This window comes from Corallococcus sp. Z5C101001 (assembly GCF_007352635.1).
In the GTDB taxonomy this organism is placed as follows: domain Bacteria; phylum Myxococcota; class Myxococcia; order Myxococcales; family Myxococcaceae; genus Corallococcus; species Corallococcus silvisoli.
The window spans coordinates 1-16570 of the sequence record NZ_VKLU01000029.1 but is presented as its reverse complement, the minus strand read 5'-3'; the positions used below and the strand labels follow the sequence as shown (position 1 = coordinate 16570).

The 16570-nt window shown below is 71.2% G+C and carries 15 protein-coding genes; 8 read left to right on the top strand and 7 right to left on the bottom strand.

Going from position 1 to position 16570, the window contains the following annotated elements; translation table 11 throughout:
• Positions 1-80: 80 nt before the first annotated feature.
• Positions 81-1046: a PD-(D/E)XK nuclease family protein gene (locus FOF48_RS35790; RefSeq protein WP_143909445.1), complete on the bottom strand. Its 966-nt coding sequence runs from the start codon at positions 1044-1046 to the stop codon at positions 81-83.
• Positions 1047-1190: 144 nt separating this feature from the next.
• Here FOF48_RS35790 and mutY point away from each other — a divergent pair, with 144 nt between their 5' ends.
• Both mutY and FOF48_RS35780 read left to right on the top strand, forming a co-directional pair.
• The gene (mutY, locus tag FOF48_RS35785) at positions 1191-2378 is read left to right on the top strand and encodes an A/G-specific adenine glycosylase (protein WP_186002213.1); all 1188 of its coding nucleotides are present in this window, start codon (positions 1191-1193) and stop codon (positions 2376-2378) included.
• Positions 2379-2578: 200 nt separating this feature from the next.
• Complete coding sequence (locus tag FOF48_RS35780) at positions 2579-2824, top strand: DUF2934 domain-containing protein (RefSeq protein WP_143909444.1); 246 nt, start codon at positions 2579-2581, stop codon at positions 2822-2824.
• Between the two features lie 20 nt (positions 2825-2844).
• On the opposite strand, the gene FOF48_RS35775 is transcribed toward FOF48_RS35780, so the two are convergent.
• The 3 genes from FOF48_RS35775 to FOF48_RS35765 are packed head-to-tail and all read right to left on the bottom strand — an operon-like array spanning position 2845 to position 8402.
• On the bottom strand, positions 2845-3939 hold the full coding sequence (locus tag FOF48_RS35775; RefSeq protein WP_143909441.1) for a hypothetical protein: 1095 nt from the start codon (positions 3937-3939) through the stop codon (positions 2845-2847).
• A 54-nt stretch (positions 3940-3993) separates the two neighbouring features.
• The gene (gene metH, locus FOF48_RS35770) at positions 3994-7509 is read right to left on the bottom strand and encodes a methionine synthase (protein ID WP_143909439.1); all 3516 of its coding nucleotides are present in this window, start codon (positions 7507-7509) and stop codon (positions 3994-3996) included.
• A complete protein-coding gene (locus tag FOF48_RS35765) occupies positions 7506-8402 on the bottom strand; it encodes a metalloregulator ArsR/SmtB family transcription factor (RefSeq protein WP_143909437.1) in 897 nt (298 codons plus the stop codon). The genes metH and FOF48_RS35765 overlap by 4 nt, the downstream gene beginning before the upstream one ends.
• A 99-nt stretch (positions 8403-8501) precedes the next feature.
• Between FOF48_RS35765 and FOF48_RS35760 the strand changes: the two genes are divergently transcribed.
• Both FOF48_RS35760 and FOF48_RS35755 read left to right on the top strand, forming a co-directional pair.
• Positions 8502-9383, top strand: a complete 882-nt coding sequence (locus FOF48_RS35760; protein ID WP_143909435.1) for a patatin-like phospholipase family protein — start codon at positions 8502-8504, stop codon at positions 9381-9383.
• 128 nt (positions 9384-9511) lie between these two features.
• Positions 9512-11110 (top strand): S8 family peptidase, encoded by a 1599-nt coding sequence (locus FOF48_RS35755; protein ID WP_143909433.1) that lies wholly within the window; start codon positions 9512-9514, stop codon positions 11108-11110.
• Positions 11111-11181: 71 nt separating this feature from the next.
• On the opposite strand, the gene FOF48_RS35750 is transcribed toward FOF48_RS35755, so the two are convergent.
• The 3 genes from FOF48_RS35750 to FOF48_RS35740 form a co-directional block, all read right to left on the bottom strand.
• Complete coding sequence (locus FOF48_RS35750) at positions 11182-11625, bottom strand: CoA-binding protein (protein WP_143909431.1); 444 nt, start codon at positions 11623-11625, stop codon at positions 11182-11184.
• Entirely contained in the window at positions 11622-12524 is a 903-nt protein-coding gene (locus FOF48_RS35745) for a hypothetical protein (RefSeq protein ID WP_143909429.1), read from the bottom strand. The genes FOF48_RS35750 and FOF48_RS35745 overlap by 4 nt, the downstream gene beginning before the upstream one ends.
• Before the next feature lie 82 nt (positions 12525-12606).
• Positions 12607-12921 carry a DUF2795 domain-containing protein gene (locus tag FOF48_RS35740; RefSeq protein WP_143909428.1) on the bottom strand — a complete coding sequence of 105 codons (315 nt, stop codon included), beginning with the start codon at positions 12919-12921 and terminating at the stop codon, positions 12607-12609.
• 194 nt (positions 12922-13115) lie between these two features.
• On the opposite strand from FOF48_RS35740, the gene FOF48_RS35735 reads away from it, so the two are divergent.
• The 4 genes from FOF48_RS35735 to FOF48_RS35720 all read left to right on the top strand — a co-directional run bounded on the left by FOF48_RS35735 (position 13116) and on the right by FOF48_RS35720 (position 16497).
• Positions 13116-14717 carry a YiiX/YebB-like N1pC/P60 family cysteine hydrolase gene (locus FOF48_RS35735; RefSeq protein ID WP_143909426.1) on the top strand — a complete coding sequence of 534 codons (1602 nt, stop codon included), beginning with the start codon at positions 13116-13118 and terminating at the stop codon, positions 14715-14717.
• A gap of 10 nt (positions 14718-14727) precedes the next feature.
• Positions 14728-15003 (top strand): hypothetical protein, encoded by a 276-nt coding sequence (locus FOF48_RS35730; protein ID WP_143909424.1) that lies wholly within the window; start codon positions 14728-14730, stop codon positions 15001-15003.
• 85 nt (positions 15004-15088) lie between these two features.
• Positions 15089-15913 (top strand): SirB1 family protein, encoded by an 825-nt coding sequence (locus FOF48_RS35725; RefSeq protein ID WP_143909447.1) that lies wholly within the window; start codon positions 15089-15091, stop codon positions 15911-15913.
• A gap of 14 nt (positions 15914-15927) precedes the next feature.
• The gene (locus FOF48_RS35720) at positions 15928-16497 is read left to right on the top strand and encodes an NUDIX hydrolase (protein ID WP_143909422.1); all 570 of its coding nucleotides are present in this window, start codon (positions 15928-15930) and stop codon (positions 16495-16497) included.
• Positions 16498-16570 lie beyond the last annotated feature (73 nt).

Here is a 16570-nt window from a genome sequence, read left to right as displayed (position 1 = left end):
TCAACTACCTGGCCCTGGTGCAGGTGGCGCTCATCTTCTCCTACCTGCGCCACCTGCATCCATCAGACACGGCCTAGCCGTCAGGCCACGCGGGCACGGGCTTCCGCGACCGCCGGCTCGCGGCCACACGGGCGGCGGAAGACGCAGCGGGCGCAGGCGTCCAGCTTCTCCGTCCGAGGGAAGGCCTCCGCCTCCTTCGGCGTGTTGGCCGCGGGGTCCAGCAGGAGCGCCCGCATCCCCGCCACGCTCCTGGCGAAGTGCTCGCGGAAGGAGTCCATGGCGGACGGGTCCACCGTCACGTCGTGCTCCAGGCCCTCGTTGAGGTACACGAGCGACGCGCGCACCTTCTCCAGCGGGTAGCGGTAGCGCTGGGAGATGTAGAGCGCGTAGCCCAGCACCTGCTCGTCGTAGCCGTCCCGCGAGCGGCCCGTCTTCCAGTCCACCACCACGACGGAGCCGTCCGCGTCCACGTAGGCGAAGTCCGGGATGGCGAAGGTCTTCACGCCATCCAACGTGAAGTGGGCGAAGTCGAAGCCCGCGTCCACCTCCAGCCACTGCGCGGGCTTGAGCCCCTTCGCGACGGCGGGCCAGCGCGACTGGAAGAACCACGCGAGCGCCGAGCGCACCGTCTCGAAGTTCTGCTTCCACGCCTCGTTGGGCACGTCCTCCGCGTACTCGTGCTCCGCGAGGCCGGTGAAGGGCTTGCGGTACTTCTGCGTCCAGTAGGCCTTGGAGCGCGAGTGCCGGAAGTCGTCCTGCATCAGCTTGTGCGTGCGCGCCTCCACCTTCGCGGGGTCCACCTCGCGGCCGGCGCGCCAGTCCAGGAGCACGTCCTTGAGGGACTCGTGCACGATGCTGCCCGCCCAGGTGTAGCGGTTGTGCAGCTTCTTGAGCACGTACAGCTCGCGCACGTCCTTCGCCGCGTCCGCCTCCCAGCCGCCCCAGGAGCGGTAGTAGTAGAGGTAGTAGGCCCGAAGGCACTCGGAGAACTTCTCGTGGCGGCTCTTCGACCAGGAGAAGTCGTTGTGAATGGGAGGGCGGGCCATGGACGCGCGGCATCCTATAGGCGATCGCCCGGCCCGCCAGAAGGGGGACGGACAGGGAGACAACCGCCCCCCTCCGTAGGTAAAGACGCTCGCGCGCGCCCGACCTCCCGGGGAGGGTTTCGCGCCGCCACCGCGAAGAATCACATGAGCCCACGCAAGCGCACTGAACCCGCGGCCCTCCCCGCCCCTGTCTCCCCTGAACGCCACGCCGCCCTGCACGGCCCGCTGCTCTCCTGGTACGACCGGAACAAGCGCGACCTGCCCTGGCGCCGCACGCGCGACCCGTACGCCATCTGGCTCAGCGAGGTCATGCTCCAGCAGACCCAGGTGGCCACCGTCATCCCGTACTGGGAGCGTTTCCTCGCGCGCTTTCCCAGCGTGAAGGCCCTGGCCTCCGCGCCCCTGGACGACGTGCTCTCCGGGTGGAAGGGGCTGGGCTACTACTCGCGCGCGCGCAACCTGCACCGCGCCGCGCGGGAGGTGGTGGAGCGCTTCGGCGGGAAGCTCCCCGCCACGGCGGAGGAGCTGCTCACGCTGCCCGGCTTCGGCCGCTACACCTCCGGGGCCGTGGCCTCCATCGCCTTCGGCGAGCAGGCGCCCATCGTGGACGGCAACGTCGCGCGCGTGCTGTCGCGCCTCTTCGAAGTGGAGGGCGTGCCCGGAGACCGAGAGCGCGAAGCCACGCTGTGGGCCCTGGCCTCCGCGCTGGTGAAGGGCGAGCGCCCCGGCGACTTCAACCAGGCGCTGATGGAGCACGGCGCCACGGTGTGCCGGCCAGAGTCCCCCCTGTGCCTGCTGTGCCCCGTGCGCGACGGCTGCTTCGCGTACCGCAAGGGCCGCGTGGAGGAGCTGCCGCCGGCCAAGGTGCGCGCCGCCCCCCGCAAGCTGTTCCTGGCGCTGGCGGTGTGGCCGCACGAGGGCACCCTCCTCTTCGCGCGCAGGGCGGACAAGGGGCTCTTCGGCGGCCTGTGGGAGCTGCCCGCCGTGGAGGTGGAGGAGGACACGCCAGAGGCGGAGGCGACCGCACGGCTGGCCACGGCGCTCGGCACCGCGCTCACGCTGGAGGCGACGCTGGACAGCGTGCGGCGTCAGCTCACCCACCGAGACCTCACGCTGCGGCTCCTGCGCGTCCGCGGAGGTTCGCGGCCCACGCGGGCCTCCGCGTTCCAGGAGCTGCGCTGGTGCACGCCCCAGGAGGCGGAGGCGCTGGGCATGAGCACCGCGATGCAGCGCGCGCTCGACGCGGCCCTGGGGCATGGCGTGTTGGAGAGCGGCGCGCCGCCCGCGAAGAAGGCCGCGGGCCGGAGTGCCCGGAAGACGGCTGGCCGCTGAGCCGCCGGGCGCTTTTTCAACCTCCGGACCGCGCCGGAGCGGGGCTCCGAGCGTGGATTTTCCTCCTGCCACGGGCCGTTTGGACCTGGACACTTGGCGGCCCGCGATGTCGCTCCGGCAACCTCCCGTTTCGTGGGTCACTTCCACGGAGAAGAGGCGCAACCGAAGCTCCCGGGCGCTTTTTCCAGGAGGAAGCCTCGATGGCCCGACAAAACGCGCAGAAGTCCCCACCGAACCCGGCTCCCAAGGCCGCTCCGGAGCGGACCGAGGAAAAGAAGCCGGTGGCCACGGCCAGCGCGCCCGTGAGCAAGCCGGTGGGCGCGCCCACGCAGGACCAGATTGCCCGCCGCGCCTTCGAAATCTTCCAGGCCCGGGGCGGCACCCATGGCAACCCCGAGCATGACTGGCATCAGGCCGAACGCGAGCTGAAGCTGGGCCGTCAGTAGCCGCTCAAGCCCCGCGCGGCTCAGTGCGCGGGGGGCAGTCCCTGAAGGACCGGGCGCTCCGACTCGAGCGCCCGCTTCAGCCGGCGCTGCGCCTGCTTCAACTCCTCCAGGATGCGCTCGGCGTCCACCACCGAGCGCATCGCGAGCCCGCACGCGGGCGTCAGCAGCACCGTGGACACCGCGCGGGCGAAGCCGATGTCGCTGGGCAGGGCCGCCTTCAGCGACGCCTCCACCGAATCCGCCAGCTCCTCCACCGAGTACGTCGACGCCAGGTCCGTGGGGATGACGCCCAGGCTGAACGTGGCGCCGGACGCGAGGAAGCGCTCCAGCGCGTCCGTCTCCTCCAGCATCGCGTCCAGTGACAGCCGCACGTCCAGCGACACCAGGTCCGCCTGCGCGTCCAGCAGCACGCCCCAGTCCGTGTTGCCGCAGCAGTGGACGCCCACGAGCGCGCCCTCGCGCTGCAGGGCCACCACCAGGAGCCGCAGCTCCTGCTGCGCCAGCAGGTGCTGGGGGTTCATCCGCACGTAGGCGTAGAGCCCGGGCTCATCCAGGTAGAACAGGGGCGTGGTGCCCGTGCGCTTGAGGGCGCGCACCATGGCCAGCGCGCGCACCATCACCAGCCGGTAGAGCGCCGCGTCCAGGCCGGGCACCGCCAGCACCGGCTCCCCCGTCGCCGTGCGCACCACCGAGCGGACCGTGAAGGGGCCGGCCAGCTGCGCCTTCGCGAACGCCAGCTTGCGGTGCTCCACCTCCCAGAGGAACGGCTTCCACGCCCGGCACGCGTCCGCCGTGGGCTCGAAGGACTCCAGGTCCCCGGAGGCCAGCGCGGACTCCAGCCGCGCCTCGAAGGCCGCGCGGCCGGCGGCCCAGGCCTCCACGTCCACGGTGCAGACCCCGTCCTCGTCGAAGCGCAGGCCCGGCAGGCCCTCCAGCGCCGCGGGGATCATCAGCTCCGAGGGATGCCCCACCGGCAGCTGCGGCAGGAACGGGATGTCCATGGCGAGCGCGACCTGGAGCCCCAGTTCCACCTGGGTGTGCGGCAGGCTGCCGATGCCCGTGGTGGCACACGCGGGCAGGAGCTGGACGGCGCGACGGATGGCGGGCGAAGGCATGGCGGCAATCTATCCCTTCCGGCGCGACCGGGCCCAGGCTTCGGCCCCGACGCGTCAGGTCACGGAGAAATACGTGGCGTTCGGGTGGTGGAAGACGATGGCGGACACGCTCGCCTCCGGCTCCATCATGCAGCCGTCGGTGAGCTGCACGCCGATCTCCTCCGGCTTGAGCGCGGCGAACAGCTTCGTCTGGTCCTCCAGCCGGGGACACGCCGGGTAGCCGAACGAGTAACGCTTGCCGGTGTACTCCGCGCGGAAGCGCTCCAGCATCGACATGTCCGGCCGGTCCGGGAAGCCCCACATGCTGCGCAGCTGCGTGTGCAGCAGCTCCGCGTAGCCCTCCGCGGTCTCCAGCGCCAGCGCCTGCACCGCGTGCATCTTGAGGAACTCGCCCTTCGCCTTGAAGCCGTCCGCCAGCTCGCGGATGCCCGAGCCCGCCGTGGTGACGAACAGCGACAGCGCGTCCACGGGCTTCCCGCCCTGGAGCGGCTTCACGTAGTCCGCCAGGCACAGGCCGTTGTCCTTGTCCTGCCGGGGGAAGTCGAAGGACGTGACGGGCTCGCCCGTCGCGCCGTCGAAGAGGAGCACGCGGTCGCCGTCGCTCCCGGCCTTGAAGAACTGGAACACCGAGCGCGCCTGCATCACGCCGCCGCGCAGCAGCGCCTTCAGCTCCTCCACCGCCTCCTTCAGCGCCAGCGCCTTGCGCCCCTCCTCGGTCTTCGCGAGGTCGGCCTCCGCCGGGGTGCCCAGCGCGCGCGACGACGTGCGCAGGCCCAGGTGGCGGCCGTAGAGCATCACCGGGTTGATGAACTTCCAGATGTGGTCGAGCGGCGTGTTCGTCAGCACGTGCCGCGCGAAGTCCGGCGCGGGGGGCACCGCGTCCAGCAGCGGCACCTCCGCGCTGCGCGAGCGACGCACCGGGGCCGCGGGCGCGGGGCGCTCCTTCACCTCCTGCGCGAGCTTGAAGCGGCGCGCGGCCAGGTCGTCCCGCAGCTTCGCGTGAGCCCCCGGTTCGACGATCTGCTTGGCCAGCTCCAGGCCGTTCATCGCGTCCTGCGCGTACGCCACCGTGCCGCCGCCGTAGGCCGGGGCGATGTTGCGGTCCACGAAGTTGCGGCTGAGCGCGGCGCCGCCCACCAGGATGGGCGTCTCCACGCCCGCGCGCTTCAGGTCCTCCGCGGTGGCCACCATCTGGTGCGCGCTCTTCACCAGCAGGCCCGACAGCCCGAGGATGTCCGGCCGGTGCTCCCGCACCGCCAGCACCAGCTGCTCCGGCGGGACCTTGATGCCCAGGTTCACCACCTGGAAGCCGTTGTTGGCGAGGATGATCTCCACCAGGTTCTTGCCGATGTCGTGCACGTCCCCCTTCACCGTGGCGAGGACGATCTTCCCGCGCGACGCCGCCTGGGTCTTGCTCATGTGCGGCTCCAGGTGGCTCACCGCCGCCTTCATCGACTCCGCGCTCTGGAGCACCTCCGCGACGATGAGCTCGTTCGCCCCGAAGAGCCGGCCCACCTCGTCCATGCCCTTCATCAGCGGCCCGTTGATGATCTCCAGCGGCGCCATCTCCTTCATGGCCAGGTCCAGGTCCGCGACCAGCCCGTCGCGAGTACCTTCGATGATGTAGCGCTGGAGCCGCTCGTTCAGCGGCAGGCTGCTCACCTGGGCGCGCGCGGGCTTGCGCTCACGGAAGTGCGCCGCGAAGGGCGTCACGGGGTCGGCGCCCCGGTTGTAGATGAGGTCCTCCGACAGCTTGCGCTCCTCCTCCGGCAGCGACGGGTAGCGCTCCAGCTTCTCCGAATTGACGAGCGCCATGTCCAGGCCGGCCTGCACGCAGTGGTACAGGAACACGGAGTTGAGGACCTCGCGGCCCGCGGTGGGCAGGCCGAAGGACACGTTGCTGATGCCCAGCACCGTGCGGCACTCGGGGAAGCGCTGCTTGATGAGGCGCACGCCTTCAATGGTCTCCACGCCGCTGCCGGTGTACTGCGCGTCGCCGGAGGCGCAGGGGAAGACGAGCGGGTCGAAGTACAGGTCCTCCGGGCGCATGCCGTACTTCTGGGTGAGCAGCGCGTAGCTGCGCTCGGCCACGGCGAGCTTGCGGTCGCGCGTGACGGCCATGCCCACCTCGTCGATGCAGCCCACCACCAGCGCCGCGCCGAACGCCTTCGCGAGCGGGACCACCTTCTCGAAGCGCTCCTCGCCGTCCTCCAGGTTGACGGAGTTGATGATGGCCTTGCCCTGGCAATACGTGAGCGCCATGGCGATGACCTTCTCGTCCGTCGAGTCGATCATCAGCGGCACGCGCACCTTCTTGACCACCACCTCCAGGAAGTGGCGCATGTCCTCCAGCTCGTCCCGGTCCGGGTTCGCGAGGCAGATGTCGATGACCTGCGCCGCCCGCCGCACCTGGGCCCGGGCGATCTCCGACGCGTCGTCGAACTGGCCCGCGACGATGAGCTCCTTGAACTTCTTGCTGCCGATGACGTTGGTGCGCTCGCCCACGATGATGGGGCGCTGCTCGTCCGTCACTTCCAGGTAGTCCACGCCGGACAGCGACGAGCGCGGCTTGGGCACCTCCGTGCGCGGCTTGAGGCCCTTCACCATCGCGGCGAGCGCTTCGATGTGGCCCGCGTGCGTGCCACAACAGCCCCCCACCACGTTGAGCCAGCCGCTGTCACAGAAGCGCTTGAGCGACCGGGAGATCATCTCCGGCGACTCCAGGTACTGGCCGTTCTCATCCGGCAGGCCCGCGTTGGGCACGCACGACACCGGGAAGGAGCTCATGGACGACAGCGAGCGGATGTGGTCCGTCATGAAGTCCGGACCCGTGGCGCAGTTGAGCCCCAGGTAGAGCAGCTCCGTGTGCTCCAGCGACGTGGCCAGGCTCTCCACGGACTGGCCCGCGAGCATCGTGCCCATGGGTTCGATGGTGCCCGACACCGCCACCGGCAGCGCCCAGCCCAGCTTCCTGAACGCCCGGTCGATGCCCAGGAGCGCCGCCTTCACGTTGCGCGTGTCCTGCGCCGTCTCCACCAGCAGGTAGTCGGAGCCGCCCACCGCGAGCCCCTCCGCCTGCACGGCGAAGTTGTCCACCAGCTCCTCGAAGGTGATGCCGCCCGTGACGCTGATGGCCTTCGTGGTGGGCCCGATGGAGCCCGCCACCCAGCGCATCCGCCCGTCCTTCGCCTCCGCGGCCTTCGCGGCCTTCAGCGCGAGCTGGGACGCGGCGATGTTGATCTCCATCGCCTTGTGGCCCAGGTCGAACTCCGCCAGCACCACCGGCGTGCCGCCGAAGCTGTCCGTCTCCGTCACGTCCGCGCCCGCGGCGAAGTACTTCGCGTGGATGCCTTCGATGACGTCCGGGCGCGTGAGCACCAGGTGCTCGTTGCAGCCCTCGAACTCCGGGCCCCCGAAGTCCGCCGCGACGAGCTGGTGCCCCTGCAGCAGCGTGCCCATGGCGCCATCCAGCACCAGGATGCGCTCGCGCATCGCGGCCTTGAGCGCCTCCACGCGCTGGCCGTGCTCCCCGGGGGGGAGCGGCAGGGGGTGGGCGATGTGGCTCGTCATGACGGTTTGACTCCGGTCAGCAGGAAGACGCGGAAGGGACTGGCCCCGTCGCGCGCGTGCGTCTCGCGGGTGAACGACGTGAAGCCGGCCTCGCGAAGGGCCGCTTCCAGGACTTCGGGCGAAAAGCCCAGGTGCCGGTGCCCCAGCCGGTCCAGCACCCACTTCTCTTCGTGCGGCATCAGCTCCAACACCACCAGCCGCCCGCCGGGCTTGAGCAGCCGTGCGGCTTCAGACACCACCGCCGTCGGCGACTCCACGTGGTGCAGGCTCTGCGAAATCACCACCAGGTCCATCCGCCCGCCCTGGAGCGACAGCCGGTGGAGGTCCTCGCGCAGGAAGGTGATGTTGGTGAGCGCGTCGCGCTGGGCCAGCACCCGGGCCTGCCCCAGCGCGTCCTCGCTCTGGTCGATGGCCCACACATGCCGCGCCCACCGCGCCATCGCCCGGCTGAACACCCCCGTGCCACAGCCGAAGTCCGCCACGTCCAGCGGCGGCAGCAGCGACGCCAGCGCCCCCGCCCAGAGGAACCACGACTGGCCCGGCTCCAACAGCCGCTCGTTGAGCGCCTGCCGGTCCTCCCGCGCGCGCAAGAGGTCGTTGAGCCGCGCGGAGTCCCCCGCGGCGTCCTCCGCCTCGCGCGCCAGCCGGACGAGCGGCCAGCGGGCGTCGTCCGGCTCCAGGGCCAGCGAGTAGTAGGTGAAGCCCGCCTGCCGCTCCTCCCGGATGAGCCCCAGCCCCTTCAGCTTGGCCAGGTGGTGCGACACCGATGACTGCGCCACCCCCACCAGCGACACCAGCTCCGTCACGTTCAGCGGCGCCTGCGCCACCAGCCGGAGGATGCGCAGCCGCGTCGTGTCCCCCAGGACACGGAAGGATTGGGAGAGGATGTCCATATCGAGCCATCAACATATATCGATGCTCTGACATCCAGACAATGGCCCCGGCAACGCATTGCGTTGCCTTGGGTCGCAACCATCCCGTAAAAATCCGATATGGCGCCCTCTTCCACGCTTCACACCCTGCTCGAAGGCAAGCGGTTCGGGCTGGTCCTCTCCGCGGGTTACTTCGGCTTCTACGGCCACGCGGGCTTCCTCAAGGGCCTGCACGGCTCCGGCCTGAAGCCGCACGCGTACGCGGGCACGTCCGCGGGCGGCATGGTGGCGGCGTACGCGGCGGCGGGCATGGCCATGCCGGCGCTGGAGGAGCTGGTGCTACGCCAGACGCGGGCCAACTTCTGGGACCCGGACCCGCTGGGCGCGATGCTCAACGTGGCGGCCCAGGGGCACGGCTTCACCGGCCTGCTCAAGGGAGAGCGCTTCCGGCGGTTGCTGGAGGAGACGCTGCCGGTCCCCACCTTCGAGGACCTGCCGCACCCGCTGCTGCTCACCGCGGCCAACCTCACCCACGGCACGCATGAGGTCTTCACCACCGGGGACCTGGCCCCGCGCGTCCACGCGACCTGTGCCTACCCCGGCCTCTTCCGCGCGGTGCCGCTGGACGGCCAGCTGTTCTGGGACGGCGGCCTCGTGGACAAGGCCCCCGCGCTGTCGCTGCACGAGAGCGCCATTGGCAAGGACCTGGACGCCATCCTCGTGCACTACCTGCCCAGCCGGACGCGCAAGGTCGTGGGCGGCCCCATGGCCTATCCCCAGGGCCTGGCGGCCGGGTCCGCCGCGCTCCGGCGCGACCACTTCCGCCTCCAGCTCACCGTGCTCCAGCAGCGCCAGGTGCCCGTCTACGTCGTCGTCTCCAACCTGCCGCCCGTGACGCCCGCCACGCTGGAGCGCGGCTTCGACGCGCTGGACCAGGCCCGGCTGTCGGCCGAGCGCTCCCTCGCCCGGCCGCCCCTTCCCTTCTTCGAGCAGAGCACCTGAGACGCCTGCATCCCCCCCGCTTCAGCGAAGCGCGAATAAAACAACAGGACAGAAATAACAGAATAGTCAGACTTAAATGACAGACCGGCATGCGATGGTGGGGTGGCAGTCCATCCCGGAGGAAGTCCATGCTGAAGTCGACGCTGTCCTTGCGCCCCCTGCGGGGCGCGGTCATGGCTGTGTCCCTGCTGGCGTTGGCCCCCGTCGCGGGTGCCGCGCCGAAGCTCGCGCCGCGCGCGCTCACCGCGAAGCCCACGGGGCGCGAGCTGCCCGCGGGGACGCTGGTGGAGCGCCTGGTGGTGAAGTTCCACGAAGGCAGCCACGTGCGCCTGCGCGGCGACGCGCTGCGCGTGCTCGCGTCGGAGCGGAGCGTGGCCGAGCGCGATCTGCTGTCCGGCCTGCGGCTGGACGACGCGCGGCTGGAGGCGGACGTGGCGCAGGTGGCGGCGCTGCTGGAGCGCGCGCCGCGCATCGGCTCGCTGGACCGGGTGTTCCAGGCGGAGGAGGCCGCGCTGGACGCGAGCAAGGCGTCCGGTGAGAAGCAGGGCGGCGAGCAGTTGGCGGACCTGAACCTGTACTACGAGGTCCCGCTGCTGCCCGGCACCACCGCGGAGGGCGTCGCGGAGCTGGTGGCGGCGCTCAACCGCGTGTCCAGCGTGGAGACGGCCTACGCGGCGCCGCCCGCGGAGCCGGCGATGGTGAACTTCGGGATGGACGCGGGGCTGCGCGCGCTGCTGGCGGCGGACCCGCCCGTCACGCCGCTGTACCAGGGCAACCAGGGCTACCTCAACGCGGCGCCCGGCGGCGTCAACGCGACGTACGCGTGGACGGTGAACGGCGGCCGGGGCACCAACGTGAGGTTCGTGGACATCGAGGGGGGCTGGCGCACCACCCACGAGGACCTCCCCGCGCTCTTCCGCCAGGGCGGCGCGCAGATCAACGACCTGGGCTGGCGCAACCACGGCACCGCGGTGCTGGGTGAGATCATCGGCGTGGCCAACAGTATCGGCGTGACGGGCATCGCCAACGGGGCGACGGCGGGCGTGGAGGCCATTGGCCAGCAGAGCACCGCGAGCGCCATCACCAACGCGGCGGCGGCGGCGGGCGCGGGCGGCGTCATCCTCATCGAGCTGCACGCGGGCGGCCCCAACGACGGCACGGCCTGCACGTGCAACACGTCCCAGTGCAACTACATCGCGATGGAGTACTGGCAGGACAACTTCGACGCCATCCGCAACGCCACCGCCAACGGCGTCATCGTGGTGGAGGCGGCGGGCAACGGCAGCGCGAACCTGGACGCGGCGGCCTACGGCGGCCTCTTCAACCCGGCCACGCGCGACTCGGGCGCCATCATCGTGGGCGCCAGCACCGCCAGCTCGCCGCGCACCCCGATGTGCTGGACCAACTTCGGCCAGCGCGTGAACGTGCACGGCTGGGGAGAGTCCGTCGTCACCACCGGCTACGGCGACCGCTTCGGCAGCGCCTCCGGCGAGGACCGGTACTACACGTCCACGTTCAGCGGCACGTCCAGCGCGTCGCCCATCGTCGTGGGCACCGCCCTCAGCGCGCAGGGCGTGGCCCGCGCCAACGGCCGGGTGCTGACGTCCGTCCAGATGCGCAGCCTCCTGCGCAACAACGGCACCGCCCAGGCCCCGGACTCGCGGCAGATTGGCCCGCTGCCCGACCTGCAGAAGGTCCTGCCCAAGGTCATCTCCGGCAACTTCTGAGCCGGCGCCTCTCGCGTCCCTGTCGCAAGCCAGGCCCTCCGGACCTTCGGGTGCGGAGGGCCTTCTTCGCCTCAGTGCCCGCTGTAGCGGCGGTGGTCCACCATCAGGCAGCGGTCCTGCACCACGCGGATGCCCGCGGCCGCCAGCTTCCGGGCCGCTTCGTCGTTGCGGATGCCGGACTGGAACCAGACCGCCTTGGGCTTCTTCGCGATGATGTCGTCCACGTGCTGGTCGATGTCGCCCGGCCTGCGGAACACCTCCACCACGTCGATGTCGCCCGGGATGTCCACCAGCCGCCGGTACACGGGCTTGCCCAGGATCTTCTTCGCGTCCGGGTAGTAGACGGGCACGGGCACCACGTCCACGCCCGCCTTCGCCAGATACTCGGGCACGTAGTACGCGGGCTGGGCGGAGTGGTCCTCCGTCTTGATGCCCAGCACCGCCACCCGCCGCGCGTCCTGCACCACGCGCTTCACGCCCGCTTCGTCCTCGATGAGGTACTCCGCGTGATTCATGGCCCTTCCTCCTGAAGCGTCTCCGCCTGCGATTCGGTGGTGAGCGTCACGGTCCCGCCCTCCCCCACCGCCTTCACCTTCAGCAGCCGGCGCACCGGCACGAACCGGCCGCGCGCGATCACCTGCTCGCCTTCACACGTCACGCCCTTGAAGAGCTCGGGGGACCCGGCCTCCGACCACGCGGCCCGCATCTCCGCCGGGGCCTTGGTGGGCAGCGCGTCCAGGCACGTGAGGCTCAGCGCCACCGCGTCGCCGAACATCGTGGGCCGCGTGCCGTCCACCGTGCGCTCCAGCAGGTAGGCCCGCTCCACGCCGTCCACGGACACGAAGTCCACCGCCCACGTGCGCTGGCCCTCCACCAGGTTGCGCTGGAGCAGCCCCGAGTACTTCGCCTCCCACTCGCGGCGCGTGCGGATCTCCAGCGCCTCCGGCGTGAAGAAGCGCGCCACCTCCGCGACGCCCGGCCCGGAGGGCGCCACCTGCCGCAGCGCCTCCTCCGCGGCCTCCGCGCCCACCAGCTTCACGAAGGTGCCGTCCGCCGCCAGCTGCATGCGCAAAGTGAAGCGCTCCAGCACGGCGCCGGCCAGCGACGGTACGTCCTGCCCGGCGTGGACCTGACGCGGGGTGCGCACCGCCTGGGTCACGCGCCAGCCGCCGTCGGAGGGGGTGAAGCGCGTCTCCGTGGTGAAGGCGGCCTCGTCGCGGGTCTCCGGCTGCCCCGGGCGCTGGACGGCGCGGGTGGCGCGCACGGATTCGGTGAGCAGGCGGTCCACGGGGGGCTTGAAGTCCAGGCGCACCGGTGGGGGCAGCCCCGGCGCGGGGTTGAGCGGCGGATACCGGGACTTGCACCCGGCGGCCAGCGACAGCACGAGACACCACCACAGGGGACCAGGACGCATGCGCTCGCGAACGCTGGCAGAAAGCCGGCGCGCCCGCGAGCGTCTTGCAAGGTCCAAGCGCGGTGTCACCGCGCGGGTGACACTATGGGTGGCGGGTGTCGCCTTCCTCGCCCTCGATGCGGTCCCGGCCGATGTTGCGCCGGTCGCGGTCCACGCCGTCGTCGTCCCGGAGGCCGTTCATCGCGAAGCGGCGCTCCGCCTCCGCCAGGTCGCGCAGCACGTGCTCGCGCAACATGTACTCCTGCTGTGGCAGGGACTTGAGGATGTTGATGATGTCGACCGGGGCCTCGTTGTCCGCGGCGGCCTCGACCAGTTCCTCGCGCGTCGCGGGGTACTCCACCCCATCCAGATGCGGGGTGATGGAGCGCGCCGGATCCTCCGCCAGTCCGTAAGCCATCGTGCCTTCCACCTTTCTCTGCCCGGGCCCCCAGGCCCGGACGACGTCCACGAGACAACGTGGGGACGGCGGCCGCCCCGGGCCAGCTTGACGCCGAACCCCCTTCGACGCCGGGCGGGCGGGGGAGCGGCCGTCCTGCCCGCGCCCGCTTCAGGGTAGAGTCCCCCGGCGCCAACGCCCGCCGGAGTCTCCCGATGTCCCCTGCCTCCCTGCTCCTCGCCTGGCTCACGCTCGCCACCCCACCGGCCGGCGAGCCCTCCGACGTCCCCACGCCTCCTCCCACCCGGGCCCCGGCCGACGTCTACGCCCTGGACGACGCCGCCTTCGTCGCCCAGGCCCGCCGCGACCTGGAGACGCTGCGCCAGGGCACGGAGGGGCTGCGCCGGCTGCGCGAGGAGGCCTTCCGCTCCAAGGCGCTGTACCGGCGCGAGCAGGGCGTGCCGTACACCCCGGAGGAGAAGCAGCTGCTGGTGTCCACCTGGGCCGCCTTCTTCGACTGCTTCCTCTCCACGGAGGTGGTGCGCCAGCGCTACTGGGACTTCCTCAAGGCGCCCTCCCTCCTGCAGCCGAAGAAGCACGCCTGGGGCTTCCTGCTCACCCACGCCGCGCTCGCCTCGGAGCTGGCCCAGGGGCTGGCCTTCGCGGACCTGGCCGGGGGGCAGGCGCAGCTGAACGTCCTCCTGGACGAGCCGGGCCCCGAATACGGCCTGCCCGCGCGCGCCTTCAGCCGCTTCAAGGAGAAGGTCGTCCACGTGGGCACCACCACGCAGCTGTTCACCGGCGACGGCTACCGCGCGACGCTCAACCCCGTGCTGGCGAAGGCGGGCATCCTGAACGAGCCCGGTGTGCCCGCGCTGCTCCAGGCGATGAAGCAGGACAGCCAGAGCGCGCGCTCGCGGCTGCTCTTGCGCGGCCCGGTGCTCTTCGCCAAGGCCGCCGCGGACCTCACCCAGGAGTCCACCGCCCGGGCGGTGTTCCCGGTGCAGAAGACGGTGGCGGAGTGGATGGGGGACACGCGCGTGTACCGCGTGGGCCGGCCGCTCATCTCCCGCGAGCAGACGCTCGCGCTGCTTCCGCGCATGGCCCCGGGCGACGTGATGGTCGCGCGCCAGAACTGGTTCCTGTCCAACATCGGCCTGCCGGGCTTCTGGCCGCACGCGGAGCTCTACCTGGGCACCGCCCAGGAGCTGGCCCAGGCCTTCGACGCGGATCCCGAAGTGAAGGCCTGGGTGGCCACCCTGCCCGGCCATCCGGAGACGTTCACCGCCCACCTGGCCCGGGCGTTCCCCGCCAAGTGGAAGGAGTACAACGGCCAGGACGCGCACGGAGACCCGGTGCGCATCATCGAGGCCATCAGCGAGGGCGTGAGCTTCACCGGCGTGGAGCACGGCATGCACGTGGACTACCTGGGCGTGCTGCGCCCGCGCCTGTCGGCCGTGGACAAGGCGCGCGCCATCCTGCGCGCCTTCACCTTCCAGGGCCGGCCCTACGACTTCAACTTCGACTTCTTCTCCGACCAGACGCTGGTGTGCACGGAGCTCGTCTGGAAGTCGTACGCGCCCTCCAAGGACATGAAGGGCTTGGACATCCCCCTGGTGAGCGTGGCGGGGCGGCGGACGCTGCCGGCGAATGAAATCGTGCGCGTCTTCGATGCCGAGTACGGCAAGCCCGACCGGCAGTTCGACTTCGTGGCCTTCCTGGACGGGCGGGAGACCCAGGGGGACGCCGTCGAAGCGAACGCGGACGCTTTCCGTTACACCTACCGGCGGATGAAATGGGACATCGCCCAGGAGTAGGCACACCACCATGACGGAAGACACGGCGAACGAGTTCCTGGACCTGGCCACCTCGCTCTACGAGCGGATGATCACCCAGCAGCAGGCGAAGGTCTTGCGGCTGGCGCGCGAGGCGGTGCCCAACATCGGGCCGGAGGAGATGCGCAACCCGCACGACTTCCCCCAGCTGAAGGAGCACCCCTCCTTCGAATTCGAGGACGGAATCCTGGCGGGGCTCATCTCCGCGCACATGGCCATCCGGGCGGAAATCAAGGGCCGGCTGCCCGCGACGCCGCCAGGGGCATGATGCCCGGTTGCCTGCCTTTGCCGTGGGGACCTTCCGTGGGGTACTGGTGCGCACCGTGAGCTTTCCCTCTGGATTCGGCCCTCCGCTGGCGCGCGAGCGGCTGGTGTCTTCCCTGGCCGCGGATCCCCCGCGGCTGGACCTGGCGGCGCTGGCCATCGCCACGCTGGGCCGGGAGGACCTGGACGCCCCGGCGTGCCTGCACACGCTGGACGCGCTCGCGGTGAGGGTCCAGTTGGAGGCGGAGCGGCTCTCGGAGAAGGGCGAGGCCCTGGCGCCGCTGCGCGCCCTGCGCCACGTGCTGGCGGACATCGAGGGCTTCCGGGGCAACGAGGACGACTACCACGCCCCGGACAACAGCTTCCTGGACCGGGTGCTGGAGCGGAAGGTGGGGCTGCCCATCACGCTGTCCGTCCTCTACCTGGAGGTCGCGCGCCGCGCGGGCATCCCGCTGTACGGCGTCCCCTTCCCCGGCCACTTCCTGGTGGCGTGCGACGCGGGGGACCACAAGCTGGTGATGGACCCCTTCCACCACGGCGACATCCTCACGGAGCACGGCTGCGAGGAGCTGCTCAAGCGCGTGGCGCCGCAGCTGAAGTTCGACCGGGCGATGCTCGCGCCCGCGCCGGTGGAGCTCATCGCCTACCGGATGCTGTCCAACCTGCGCCGCGTGTACCTGGGGCGCGACGACAGCGAGCAGGGGCTGGCGGTGGTGGACCTGCTGCTGCTGCTGGCGCCGGACCACCCGGGCGAGCTGCGCACGCGCGCCACGCTGCTCACCACGATGGGCGCCTACCGCGCGGCCCTCAAGGACGTGGAGCGGTGCCTGGAGCTGTCCCCGGACGCGCCGGACCGCGAGCGCCTGGAGCTGTCCGCGCGCGAGCTGCGCGAGCGGGCCGAGCTGCTCAACTGAAAGGAAGCCCGCACGTGTCGTCCGCGCCCGAACCGAAGGTGAAGCCCTGGACGCGCCTGCGCCGGGGGCTGGAGCACGACTTCAGCGTGGTGAAGGTGCGCGAGGACATCGTGGCCGACCCGCGCACGAACCTGGAGCACCCGCGCGTGCGGATGGAGTGCGCGGACTGGGTGAACGTCATCGCGGTGACGAAGGCGGACCAGCTGGTGATGGTGCGCCAGTTCCGCTTCGGCATCGACGCGGCGACGCTGGAGGTGCCGGGCGGCTGCGTGGATCCGGGCGAGGACCCGGCCGCGGCCGCCGCGCGGGAGCTGGAGGAGGAGACGGGCTACCGCGCCGGACGGCTGGAGCCGCTGGGCGCCGTGCACCCCAATCCGGCCTTCCAGGCCAACCGGTGCTTCAGCTTCCTGGCGCTCGACTGCGAGCGCGTGAGCGACGGCCATCCGGACGACGGCGAGGACATCGCCGTGGAGCTGTATCCGCGCTCGGACGTGCCCCGGCTCATCCTGGAGGGCCACATCACGCACTCGCTGGTGGTGGTGGCCTTCTTCCTGGAGCGGCTGCGCGCGGACGTCCGGCGCTAGGCCGTGTCTGATGGATGTGGGAGCGCCGGTTGTTGTCTCCGCAAGGAGGCAAGGCGAGATGATGCGCTACGAG